The 11417-nt window shown below is 61.0% G+C and carries 8 protein-coding genes, 4 tRNA genes and 1 pseudogene; 4 read left to right on the top strand and 9 right to left on the bottom strand.

Going from position 1 to position 11417, the window contains the following annotated elements:
* Positions 1-181: 181 nt before the first annotated feature.
* The 4 genes from OC605_RS02980 to OC605_RS02995 form a co-directional block, all read right to left on the bottom strand.
* Positions 182-257, bottom strand: a tRNA-Gly gene (locus tag OC605_RS02980).
* 3 nt (positions 258-260) lie between these two features.
* Positions 261-336 (bottom strand) — tRNA-Glu (locus tag OC605_RS02985).
* A gap of 104 nt (positions 337-440) precedes the next feature.
* Positions 441-516, bottom strand: a tRNA-Gly gene (locus tag OC605_RS02990).
* Between the two features lie 2 nt (positions 517-518).
* Positions 519-594 (bottom strand) — tRNA-Glu (locus OC605_RS02995).
* A gap of 384 nt (positions 595-978) precedes the next feature.
* On the opposite strand from OC605_RS02995, the gene OC605_RS03000 reads away from it, so the two are divergent.
* Positions 979-1737 (top strand): hypothetical protein, encoded by a 759-nt coding sequence (locus tag OC605_RS03000; protein WP_186569864.1) that lies wholly within the window; start codon positions 979-981, stop codon positions 1735-1737.
* A gap of 243 nt (positions 1738-1980) precedes the next feature.
* Here OC605_RS03000 and OC605_RS28085 read toward each other — a convergent pair whose 3' ends face one another.
* The 4 genes and pseudogenes from OC605_RS28085 to OC605_RS03015 all read right to left on the bottom strand — a co-directional run bounded on the left by OC605_RS28085 (position 1981) and on the right by OC605_RS03015 (position 6408).
* On the bottom strand, positions 1981-2862 hold the full coding sequence (locus OC605_RS28085) for a methyl-accepting chemotaxis protein (protein WP_372241007.1): 882 nt from the start codon (positions 2860-2862) through the stop codon (positions 1981-1983).
* Positions 2842-3948: pseudogene (locus OC605_RS28090) on the bottom strand (HAMP domain-containing protein); the annotation flags it as partial. The gene OC605_RS28085 and the pseudogene OC605_RS28090, both read right to left, overlap by 21 nt.
* A gap of 108 nt (positions 3949-4056) precedes the next feature.
* A complete protein-coding gene (locus tag OC605_RS03010) occupies positions 4057-5457 on the bottom strand; it encodes a PLP-dependent aminotransferase family protein (RefSeq protein ID WP_262136267.1) in 1401 nt (466 codons plus the stop codon).
* A 189-nt stretch (positions 5458-5646) separates the two neighbouring features.
* On the bottom strand, positions 5647-6408 hold the full coding sequence (locus OC605_RS03015) for an SDR family oxidoreductase (RefSeq protein WP_016773663.1): 762 nt from the start codon (positions 6406-6408) through the stop codon (positions 5647-5649).
* Positions 6409-6645: 237 nt separating this feature from the next.
* Here OC605_RS03015 and OC605_RS03020 point away from each other — a divergent pair, with 237 nt between their 5' ends.
* Entirely contained in the window at positions 6646-7650 is a 1005-nt protein-coding gene (locus OC605_RS03020) for an NADP-dependent oxidoreductase (RefSeq protein WP_073472221.1), read from the top strand.
* Positions 7651-7776: 126 nt separating this feature from the next.
* Here the strand turns inward: OC605_RS03020 and pyrF are convergent, their stop codons facing one another.
* Complete coding sequence (pyrF, locus tag OC605_RS03025) at positions 7777-8475, bottom strand: orotidine-5'-phosphate decarboxylase (RefSeq protein WP_262136268.1); 699 nt, start codon at positions 8473-8475, stop codon at positions 7777-7779.
* Positions 8476-8737: 262 nt separating this feature from the next.
* Here pyrF and OC605_RS03030 point away from each other — a divergent pair, with 262 nt between their 5' ends.
* The gene (locus OC605_RS03030; protein ID WP_186569859.1) at positions 8738-9487 is read left to right on the top strand and encodes a response regulator; all 750 of its coding nucleotides are present in this window, start codon (positions 8738-8740) and stop codon (positions 9485-9487) included.
* Complete coding sequence (locus OC605_RS03035; RefSeq protein ID WP_262136269.1) at positions 9487-10536, top strand: sensor histidine kinase; 1050 nt, start codon at positions 9487-9489, stop codon at positions 10534-10536. Before OC605_RS03030 ends, OC605_RS03035 begins: the two co-directional genes overlap by 1 nt.
* The last annotated feature ends 881 nt before the right edge of the window (positions 10537-11417 follow it).

Raw genomic sequence — 11417 nt, forward strand, 5'->3', positions numbered from 1 at the left:
TGGCCGGTGCTGGCGTCATAGCCAGGGACGGCGTCGTTATCTCAGAATTGATCCTGCGCTGGCTGTCGGCTGCTTCCGAGTTTCACGGAATCGCTGTAGGAAAGTTGTAACAGAGCGCGGCAGGTACAAAACGCGCACAAACAAAAACGCCGATCATCACTGATCGGCGTTTTTGTGAAATTGGAGCGGGAAACGAGACTCGAACTCGCGACCCCGACCTTGGCAAGGTCGTGCTCTACCAACTGAGCTATTCCCGCAAATGGCGTCCCCTAGGGGACTCGAACCCCTGTTACCGCCGTGAAAGGGCGGTGTCCTAGGCCACTAGACGAAGGGGACACGCTACCCGGAACACATGGTGTGTGTTTCGGTGTCCAGATCCGCATCCGAAGACTTGGTTCTGGTTTCACTCAGCACCGCCCGAAAGCACTGCTGTTTAAAAATGGAGCGGGAAACGAGACTCGAACTCGCGACCCCGACCTTGGCAAGGTCGTGCTCTACCAACTGAGCTATTCCCGCATTGGCGTCCCCTAGGGGACTCGAACCCCTGTTACCGCCGTGAAAGGGCGGTGTCCTAGGCCACTAGACGAAGGGGACACACTACAACATTCACTCCCTGCCGCGTTTCGCTGTGTGCTTTACGCTGCAAGTGGCGCGCATTCTATGGATGGATTGAGGGGTCGTCAACCCCCTGATATAAATTTATTTAAATCAATGACTTCGACCTGGATTACGGGCCGCGTAGGGCTTTTCCGTCGTCCGAAACCTGACGCCTATATTCCGCCACTCGCCAAGGCGTTATAGTCCACCGCACAGTGATGGCAATCTGCACATCAAGCGCCAGCATTCATCTATACAGCTGGCGGCCGATACAGATTGCAACAGCCGATCAAACCCGTCGAGCGGCGCTAGGCGCCTAAATGCCCAGCCACTACACTCGCATGCGAACCCTATAAAGAGGTCTTACCGGTGACACCACTCATGATCACCCTGCTAGTCGTAGCCGGGATCGCAATTCTGATCGCCATTGGCTACATGAACCATGTGGTGGAAAACAACAAACTGGAGAAGGCCCGCACCAAAGTCGAACTCAACGACCGCCTGCGCCGCTGCGGCGAACTGACCGAAACCTTCCCCGGCCAGTTCATGACCCCTGCGCTCAAGCTACTGCTGACCCGCCTGGAACTCAACGTCTGCCAGCGCCTGCTCAATCTGGAAAAAACCAGCGCAACCACCAAGGCCCGCATCACCGAACTAAACGCGTTGGTGGCCCAAGGCGAATCGATCCCGGTCAACAACCCGCCGGCACCGATCCTGACTGAAGCCAAAGCCAAAGACGTGCGCTTCCTCCTCGAAGCCCTGCACGGCCAGATCACCCGCGCCGCCCACGACGGTTTCCTGCCACCGAACGAGGCCAAGCAGTGGATTCGCGAAGTGCGCCACATCCTCGTGCTGCTGCACATCGAATTCTTCAACAACCTCGGCCAACAGTCCCTGCAACAAAACCAACCCGGCCAGGCCCGTCTCGCCTTCGAACGCGGCGTGCAATATCTGCGCAAACAGCAGGACCCGCAGATGTATGCCGAGCAACTGCAATACCTGGAAAAACTCCTTGCCCGTGCCAATGCCCAGGTCATGGACAAGATTGCCCCGGTTGAAGGTGAAGAGAACCAATTGACTGCCGGTTTGAAGGATGTCGAAGCGGATGCGGACTGGAAGAAGAAAGTGATTTACGACTGAGTCGGGAATACTGATAAAGAAGCCACCGTTATTGGTGGCTTTTTTGTGGGCGACTTGAAAGAGGAGGTGAATTGAAGACCGCTTTCGCGAGCAGGCTCGCTCCCACATTGGGAAGCAGTGTTCTCAGCTAAAAATCGGTCGGCTGTCAGGCCGCCTTCGCTGGCAAGCCAGCTCCCACAGAAAAGCAAAAGCGGATATTCACCCAAACCCCAAGAGCCTGGTCAGCCCAAAGGCCGCCAAGACTCAAAGCCGAAAATGCCCAACCATCGAGCGCAACTCCCCGCCCAACTGCGCCAGCTCAACACTCGAAGCCGCATTCCCACGCATGGCCACGGAAGAGTGATCCGCGCTCGCACGAATCTGCGTAACACTGCGATTGATCTCCTCCGCCACTGAACTCTGCTCCTCCGCCGCCGCCGCGATCTGCTGATTCATCTGCTGAATCAACGACACCGCCGCCGCAATACTCCCCAGCGCACTCTCGGTCTGCAACGCATCACTGACCGCCAGCTTCACCAGCTCGCCACTGCTGCGAATCTGCTGCACCGACGACTGCGCCGCCGCTCGCAAGGCGCTGACCAAGCGCTCGATCTCCTCGGTCGATTGCTGCGTGCGCCGCGCCAGTGCACGCACTTCATCGGCCACCACCGCAAACCCCCTGCCCTGCTCGCCGGCCCGCGCTGCTTCGATCGCCGCGTTCAGCGCCAACAGATTGGTCTGCTCGGCCACGCTCTTGATCACCTCAAGCACCGTGCCGATATTCTGGATCTCGGCACTGAGGCTCTCGATGCTGGAACTGGCCGAGGTCGCTGAATCCGCCAACTGCTCGATCCGCGCCATGCTCTGGCGCACCACCTGCTGGCCGCTCTCGACCTTGTCATCCGCCGTCTGCGCCGCCAGCGCCGCCTCTTCGGCATTGCGCGCAACGTCATGCACGGTGGCGGTCATCTGGTTCATGGCGGTGGCGACCTGCTCGGTTTCCTCCTTCTGGCTGTTGACCTCCAGATTGGTCTGCTCGGTCACCGCCGACAGCGATTGCGCGGAACCGGCCAAGCGCTCGATCCCGGCCTGCAAGCCGCTGACAATCGTGCCGAGGCCGGCAGCCATCTGCTGCATCGCCAACATCAGCTGACCCATTTCATCGCGGCGCGTCACCTCGACCTTCGCCGTCAGATCACCCGCAGCAATCTGTTGCGCCACACGAATGACACTGCGCAGCGGCGCAACGATCAGGCGCGTGATCAGCCACGCGGCGAGTAATCCGACCAACAAGGCCAGCGCCGAAGAGCCAATGATCAACACCGTATTCTTTTTCAGCTCTGCCTGCATCGAAGCATCTTCGGCGACATAGGCCTGATTGACCCGGTCCACCACCTGCGCCGCGCGCTGATGCAGTTGGTCGTAAACCGTTTTTTCTTGCGCCAGCAAACCGGTGTACTCAGCCAGTTTCTCGTTGAATCCGGCGATATGCCCCGACACTTCGTTGAGCACCGTCAGATAGCCCTCGTCCTTGACCGTGGTTTTCAGCGCCTCGGCCTGCTCCTGTGCTTGCGCGGCCTGTTCGATGTTGCCCTGGCTGGCATTGTCGGCATCGCCCTTGCGGCTCTGATCCAGACGCACCCGCGCTTCGTTCATCGCCTGCAGCATCAGTCGCGAGACCTGACTGACCTGATTGGCCTGTTCGATGAACTGCGCGCCGTCCTTGCCCTCGGTGTCTTTCAACGTATAAGCGCCATCATCGGCCAGCCCGCTCTGCAACACGTCGAGGTTATTGGCCACGCTGGACACCGACCAACTGGCCATCTCCAGCGCAAGGTCCTTGGCCTGGCTCAGCGAGACGAACTCATCGAAGGCCTTGCGATACGCGCCCAGGGCTTGCTCGACATCGCTCATCACCGGCACATTGGCCGGGGAATGTGCCTTGAGCTCGCCGGCAAGAGCGATCAGCCCATCGACGCCTTCGCGCAAGGCATCGGCAGTTTTCGGATTGCCGCGCAGGGCGTATTCCTGCTCGAGCAGGCGCACCTTGAGCAGGCCGCTGTTGAGCGCGGACATCTGCTTCAAGCCGTCGAAACGCAGGCTGATGGTTTGCAGAGACCAGACACCGATCGCCGCGACCAATGCAGTCAGCAGCAAGACCAGCACAAATCCGATACCCAGTTTTTTCGCCATACCGAGGTTGGCAAAACGTCCTTGCACGGCCGAAATCATTGCGCGTAGTCCCCTGCCAAAGTCTGTTGCCGAAGATTCGCAACGGGCTCGAACCAGCACAAGACTCTGGCGTCGGAATAATGGCAAAAAGCTACGCCCGCGTCGTTTTCAGAATGCTGGAGGTCGATCCGCGCAAGTATTGCGAAAAAACTGCCGAGCCCGCGGGTCGCAGGCACAGGCCACATTGATGCGATGCCAATCGCCGGCCTCGCCGCTGGGGCTGAAGGCATCCGCTGCTGACAATACGATTCCGTAGTGCTGCGTTTGCCTGCGCACCGACGCCTGATCGCTTACTCGCGCCCGCGCCCAGATAAACAACCCGCCAACCGGCTTGCCGAACACTTCCCACTCGGCATCTTCCAGGGCCTGCAAGGCCGCCGCGCGATCGGCATTCAAGCGCTGGCGCTGGCGCTGCACCAGTTTGCGATACGCACCGGTCGCCATCAGCCTGGCCAGCACCGCCTCGGCCAGCCTCGAACAGCCGAGGCCGCTGATCATCTTGACCTCGGCCAGGCGCTTCAGCAGTTCGCTGTCAGCCAGAACAAAGCCGACCCGCAACGAACTGCTCAGAGTCTTGGAGAAGCTGCCGACATAAATGACCCGGCCGCCATGGTCCAGCGCCGCCAACCGTGTACCGCTGCCGGTGTGCAGATCAGCGTAGACGTCATCTTCGATCACGCGCAGGTCGTAGGTCTTGCTCAACTGCACGATACGCTGGGCGACCGCAGGCGTCAGGCAGCTGCCGGTGGGATTGTGGTGATGGCTGCCGATGAACAAGGCAGCGGGACGAAACTGACGCAGCACTGACTCGAGCATGTCGATGTCCGGCCCGCTCGGTGTCCGACGCACTTCGAGCATCTGTACGCCGTGCAGGCGCAGCAGGTCAAACAACGGTGCATAACCGGGCGTTTCCACCACCACGCAGTCGCCGGCCTTGAACAGGGTGCGCACGATCAGATCGAGCGCATGACTGGCACCGCTGGTACTCATGAGCCGAGCACTGCAGGCGTCGATATGCAGCAGTTTCAGGCGCTTGGCAATTTGCTCGCGCAACGCTGGCAGGCCCAGCGGCGAGCTGTAGTTGAACAGGCTGGCCATGTCGGTGCGCGCCACCTCGCGTAATGCGTAGCTGAGGTCGTCGGGCTCACGCCAGCTCGGCGGCAAGCCTCCTTGCCCCAATATCAGACGACCCGTCGAAGCGCTCACCTCATCGCACCACGCATGGCGGCCCTCGAACACTGCCAGTTCCGAGTCCGTTTCGCGCAACGGCGGCGAGGCCGCGACGATGAATCCCGCGCCCTGACGCGTGCTCAATACGCCTTGCGAAACCAGGCGCTCGCAGGCTTCGACGACACACGACTGGCTGAGCAGATTACCCCGGGCGATTTGCCGTACGGAGGGCAACCGGGTGGCCGGCGGAATGCCGCTTTGCACGATCCAGTCAGTCATTCCGTCGACAATCTGCTGCACGACCGGCACCATTGCCTGTCGGTCAATTCTCAGTTCCATGAGCTCGCAAACTCCTGTCCGTTTTGCTGGCAGCAGTAAATCACAGCCGCGCCGCCGAGGCTGTGCGACAACGCCGCCAAATGCGGCAGTTCTAACTATTTGATACACATTGTTTAACGGTTTCACGTCTCAGAACGCGAGACACAAAAAAGCCCGCGAGAAGGCGGGCTCCTTGTACAACCGCAACATTCAGAACGCCGTCACGCCACCATCCACCGCCAGCGAGTGGCCCGTCGTGAACGCCGCGCCATCGCTGCACAGATAAAGCACCGCGCTGGCGATTTCCTCGACCTTGCCAATGCGCCCGACCGGGTGCATGGCGTTGGCGAATTCGCCCTTCTTCGGGTCAGCTTCGTAGGCGCGGCGGAACATGTCCGTATCGATCACTGCCGGGCACACTGCGTTGACGCGGATTTTCTTTTTCGCGTATTCGATCGCCGCCGACTTGGTCAGGCCGATCACCGCATGTTTCGATGCCGCGTAGATGCTCATTTTCGGCGCTGCGCCCAGCCCGGCTACCGACGCCGTGTTGACGATCGCGCCACCGCCCTGCGCCAACAGCAACGGCAACTGATACTTCATGCACAGCCAGACGCCTTTGACGTTGACGCCCATGATCGCGTCGAACTCGTCCAGCGTACCGTCGGCGAGTTTGCCCTTCTCGATTTCGATCCCGGCGTTGTTGAAGGCATAGTCGAGACGACCGTAGGTATTGATCACCTCATCCATCAGATTTTTTACATCGCTTTCCACCGTCACGTCGCAGCGCACGAAGGACGCTTCGCCCCCGGCGGTACGAATCAGCGCCACCGTGCCTTCGCCTCCAGCCGCATCCAGGTCAGCCACCACCACTTTCAGGCCTTCGGCGGCAAACGCCAGGGCTGTCGCGCGGCCGATGCCGTAGGCGGCTCCCGTGATTACAACCACCTGACCGGAAAACGTCATGCTCATGGGTATGTCCTCGAATGCAAAAAAACTGGGAGATGTTGGCGTCGCAGCATAGCCAAGGGCAGCGAAAGCACGTCAGCACTATGCAATCGCTGTTTACCGGCGCATGCGCCGCAGTGATGAAACCCGCCGCGTAACCATCACTGCACTGGATCGACTCGCATTCGCCGTATCAGCCAACCTTGCGACATCGCCGTTGAAGAGCTATCAACAAGGCTTCATTCCATTCGAGTGCCTGTCATGACCAACCAGACCAATCGCCAGTTCCTGCTCGCCAAACGCCCGGTGGGCGCCGCGACCCGCGAGACTTTCACTTATCAGGAAGTACCGGTCGGCGAGCCACAGGCAGGACAGATTCTGGTGAAAAACGAATACTTGTCCCTCGACCCGGCCATGCGCGGCTGGATGAACGAAGGCAAGTCCTACATCCCGCCTGTCGGTCTCGGTGAGGTGATGCGCGCACTGGGCGTGGGAAAAGTCATCGCCTCGAACAATCCCGGCTTCGCCGTCGGCGATTACGTCAACGGCGCCCTCGGTGTGCAGGATTATTTCCTCGGCGAGCCGCGCGGTTTCTACAAGGTCGACCCGAAACTCGCGCCATTACCACGCTATCTGTCTGCACTGGGCATGACCGGCATGACCGCCTACTTCGCCCTGCTCGACGTCGGCGCACCGAAAGCCGGTGACACCGTGGTGCTGTCCGGCGCGGCCGGTGCGGTGGGCAGCGTGGCCGGGCAGATCGCCAAGATCAAAGGCTGCCGCGTCGTCGGCATCGCCGGCGGGGCCGACAAGTGCAAATTCCTCATCGACGAACTGGGCTTTGACGGCGCCATCGATTACAAGGCCGAAGACGTCGTGGCCGGTCTGAAGCGCGAATGCCCGAAAGGCGTGGACGTATACTTCGATAACGTCGGTGGCGACATTCTCGACGCGGTGCTGAGCCGCTTGAACATGAAAGCGCGAGTGGTGATCTGCGGCGCGATCAGCCAGTACAACAATAAAGAAGCGGTCAAAGGCCCGGCCAATTACCTGTCACTGCTGGTCAATCGCGCGCGGATGGAAGGTTTCGTGGTGATGGACTACGCCGCGCAGTTCGCCAACGCCGCGCAGGAGATGGCCGGCTGGATGGCCAACGGGCAGCTCAAGAGCAAGGAAGATGTGGTTGAAGGGCTGGAGACGTTTCCGGAGACGCTGATGAAACTGTTCAACGGCGAGAACTTTGGCAAGTTGGTGTTGAAGGTTTAAGGCCAGCCTGAAACCAATGTGGGAGCGAGCCCGCTCGCGAAAGCGGTGGATCAGTCGGTAATGATGCCGACTGACACTTCCTCTTCGCGAGCAGGCTCGCTCCCACAGTTGGATCTTCAGTAAGGTTCAGGCGATTTCCGCTACAACCGCCGCCAACGCCTGCGCCGGATCTGCCGCCTGGCTGATCGGACGGCCGATCACCAGATAATCGGAACCGGCATCCAGCGCCTGACGCGGGGTCAGAATGCGCCGTTGATCGTCCTGCGCGCTGCCGGCCGGGCGAATCCCCGGGGTCACCAGTTGCAGCGACGGGTGCGCGGTTTTCAGCGCCGACGCTTCCAGCGCCGAACACACCAGACCGTCCATCCCGGCCTTCTCGGCCAGCGCCGCCAGACGCAGCACTTGTTCCTGCGGCTCGATATCCAGACCGATACCGGCCAGATCCTCGCGCTCCATGCTGGTCAGCACGGTCACACCAATCAACAACGGTTGCAGACCACTGCGCTTGTCCAGCTCCTCGCGGCAGGCTGCCATCATGCGCAGACCGCCGGAGCAGTGCACATTGACCATCCACACACCCATCTCGGCAGCGGCTTTCACGGCCATCGCGGTGGTGTTGGGGATGTCGTGGAATTTGAGATCCAGAAACACTTCAAACCCCTTGTCACGCAGGGTGCCGACGATTTCCGCCGCGCAACTGGTGAACAGTTCCTTGCCCACTTTGACCCGGCACAGCTTCGGGTCCAACTGGTCGGCCAGCTTCAGTGCGGCGTCACGGGTGGGGAAATCCAGGGCGACGATGATAGGAGTCTGGCAGGCGGACATGGATGGGCTCTCAGGCTGGTCGAAAACGGCGCGCATTGTAGCGGAACCGGCGGCAGCGCGGCACCCGATGATAGGTAAATCGTCGCGCTGGCGGTTATCAGCTTAGCCGGCGCGGCTATTGTGTCGACTCCGATACACAACCGACACGCCCGCAACACGCACCCGGGTTAGCCTCGCCCGGCGCAACACGTCCTTACAACAGCACTTCCCGCCTCCCGGCCGGACGCCTATGCTGAAACCACCACTGGCAGCGAACAGCCCCATGCACAACACCCCGACAACCGTGACGGATGAAAGCAAAGACGACAAGCGCTGGAGCATCCGCGCGCTGATCGTCGATGATGACGTGCCGATCCGCGAGCTGATGATCGATTACCTCGCCCGTTTCAACATTCACGCCAGCGGCGTCACCGACGGTGCGGCGATGCGCCAGGCGCTGCAGGGGGAACATTTCGACGTCATCGTCCTCGACCTGATGCTGCCCGGCGAAGACGGTCTGTCGCTGTGTCGCTGGCTGCGCGCCGAATCGGCCATCCCGATCCTGATGCTCACCGCCCGCTGCGAACCCACCGACCGCATCATCGGCCTCGAACTGGGCGCCGACGATTACATGGCCAAGCCGTTCGAACCGCGCGAACTGGTCGCCCGCATCCAGACCATCCTGCGCCGCGTGCGCGACGACCGCAGCGAACAGCGCGCGAACATTCGCTTCGACAACTGGCGCCTCAACAGCGTCCTGCGCCAAGTGGTCGCCGACAATGGCCTGGTAGTGCCCTTGTCCAACGCCGAATTCCGCCTGCTCTGGGTCTTCATCGAACGCCCGCGCCGCGTGCTCAGCCGCGAACAACTGCTCGACGCCGCTCGCGGTCGCTCGATCGAAGCCTTCGACCGCAGCATCGACCTGCTGGTCTCGCGCCTGCGACAGAAACTCGGCGACGACTCGAAAGCCCCGCAACTGATCAAGACCGTGCGCGGCGAGGGTTACCTGTTCGACGCACGGGACATCGGTTGATGAAGGCGCGCTTCGACACCCTGTTCGGTCGCCTGTTCGGGGTGCTGTTCGTGGCGATTGTCCTGGCGCACCTGCTGGCCTTCGCCTGGTTCAGGCTCTACGGCCCTCCTCCGCCCCCACCACCGCCAGAGTTCTCAACGAACATCGACGGCCAGCCGCCGATGCACGACTCCGCTTACCCACCGAGGCAAGCACGCCCTTGGTTCGGTGGGCCGGTGGTGCCGCTGACCTTTCAGTTCATCACCCTGATGATTGCCGCATGGTACGGCGCCAAGCTGCTCAGCCGGCCGATCCAGCGCCTGAGCGACGCCGCCGAGCGCCTGAGCGAAGACCTCGACAGCGACCCCCTCGACCAATCCGGCCCGCGCGAAGCCCGGCAAGCGGCGCACACCTTCAACCTCATGCAACGGCGCATCCGCGAACAGGTCCAGCAACGCGCGCGCATGCTCGGCGCCGTCTCCCACGACCTGCGCACGCCACTGTCACGCCTGAAACTGCGCCTGGAAAACATCAGCGACGACAAGCTGCAAAGCCAGATGCGCCAGGATCTGGACGACATGATCGGCATGCTCGACGCCACCCTCACCTATCTGCACGAACAACGCACCAGCGAAGCCTTGCAGTTGCTGGACGTGCAGGCGCTGGTCGAATCGCTGTGCGAAAACGCCCAGGACCAGGGCGCCGATGTACAGGTCAGCGGCCACTGCTCGCCTTTGCCAGTACAACCGATGGCGCTGCGCTCGTGCATCAACAACCTGCTGGACAACGCCCTGCGTTACGCCGGACAGGCGCAGATTGAACTGTTGGAACAGCGTGAGGAATTGCTGATTCGGGTGATTGATCACGGGCCGGGGATTGCTGAGGACCAGCGTGAAGCCGTGTTTGAACCGTTCTACCGACTGGAAGGCTCGCGTAACCGCAACTCCGGCGGCGTAGGACTGGGCATGACCATCGCCCGCGAAGCCGCGCAGCGGTTGGGTGGGCAATTGAATCTGGAGGAAACACCGGGGGGTGGGCTGACCGCCATTGTCCGGTTGCCACGGGGCTGAGGCCCAGCCGACTTGAAGTGTGAGCGAGCCTGCTCGCGAAAGCGTCTGATGATTCAATGCATCTGTTGAATGTATCGGCCTCTTCGCGAGCAGGCTCGCTCCCACAATGAAACTGAGTGTATTCGGTAGATATTGGTTGGATGTGAGGGCGCTATCGCTGGCAAGCCAGCTCCCACAGGGATCGTGTGGTTTCAGAGAGAGATGGGTGGCTGCCAGGCCGCCTTCGCGAGCAGGCTCGCTCCCACAATGAAACTGAGTGTATTGGGTAGATTGGTTGGATGTGAGGGCGCTATCGCTGGCAAGCCAGCTCCCACAGGGATCGAGTGGTTTCAGAGAGAGATGGGTTGGCTTTGAGGGCGCCTTCGCGAGCGGGCTCGCTCCCACAATGAAACTGAGTGTATTCGGTAGATTGGTTGGATGTGAGGGCGCTATCGCTGGCAAGCCAGCTCCCACAGGGATCGAGTGGTTTCAGAGAGAGATGGGTTGGCTGTCAGGCCGCCTTCGCGAGCAGGCTCGCTCCCACAATGGAAACTGAGTGTATTCGGTAGATTGGTTGGATGTGAGGGCGCTATCGCTGGCAAGCCAGCTCCCACAGGGATCGAGTGGTTTCAGAGAGAGATGGGTTGGCTGCCAGGCCGCCTTCGCGAGCAGGCTCACTCCTACAGTTTGATCGAGCGCGTCCAGCGAGAAATGGGTCGGCTGTCAGGCCGCCTTTGCGAGCAGGCTCGCTCCCACAAAAGCAAAAGCAAAAGCAAAGCAGCGCAGCTGCCCGCGGCGAAGCCGCACCACTCAACAATGAGCGCAAGCTCAAGTGCTCTTGATCTTGATCCACCGGCGACATCGGAAGGCTGAGTGGAGGGATTGATCCGGGCGTGGGAGCG

This window comes from Pseudomonas sp. Marseille-Q5117 (assembly GCF_946901175.1).
In the GTDB taxonomy this organism is placed as follows: Bacteria; Pseudomonadota; Gammaproteobacteria; order Pseudomonadales; family Pseudomonadaceae; genus Aquipseudomonas; species Aquipseudomonas iranensis.

Bases quoted from the DNA above. Each gene is read 5' to 3' on its own strand.
- OC605_RS03000 (WP_186569864.1), top strand. From the start codon at position 979: ATGATCACCCTGCTAGTCGTAGCCGGGATCGCAATTCTGATCGCCATT.
- OC605_RS28085 (WP_372241007.1), bottom strand. From the start codon at position 2,862: ATGTTGGCGATGCAGCAGATGGCTGCCGGCCTCGGCACGATTGTCAGC.
- OC605_RS03010 (WP_262136267.1), bottom strand. From the start codon at position 5,457: ATGGAACTGAGAATTGACCGACAGGCAATGGTGCCGGTCGTGCAGCAG.
- OC605_RS03015 (WP_016773663.1), bottom strand. From the start codon at position 6,408: ATGAGCATGACGTTTTCCGGTCAGGTGGTTGTAATCACGGGAGCCGCC.
- OC605_RS03020 (WP_073472221.1), top strand. From the start codon at position 6,646: ATGACCAACCAGACCAATCGCCAGTTCCTGCTCGCCAAACGCCCGGTG.
- pyrF (WP_262136268.1), bottom strand. From the start codon at position 8,475: ATGTCCGCCTGCCAGACTCCTATCATCGTCGCCCTGGATTTCCCCACC.
- OC605_RS03030 (WP_186569859.1), top strand. From the start codon at position 8,738: ATGCACAACACCCCGACAACCGTGACGGATGAAAGCAAAGACGACAAG.
- OC605_RS03035 (WP_262136269.1), top strand. From the start codon at position 9,487: ATGAAGGCGCGCTTCGACACCCTGTTCGGTCGCCTGTTCGGGGTGCTG.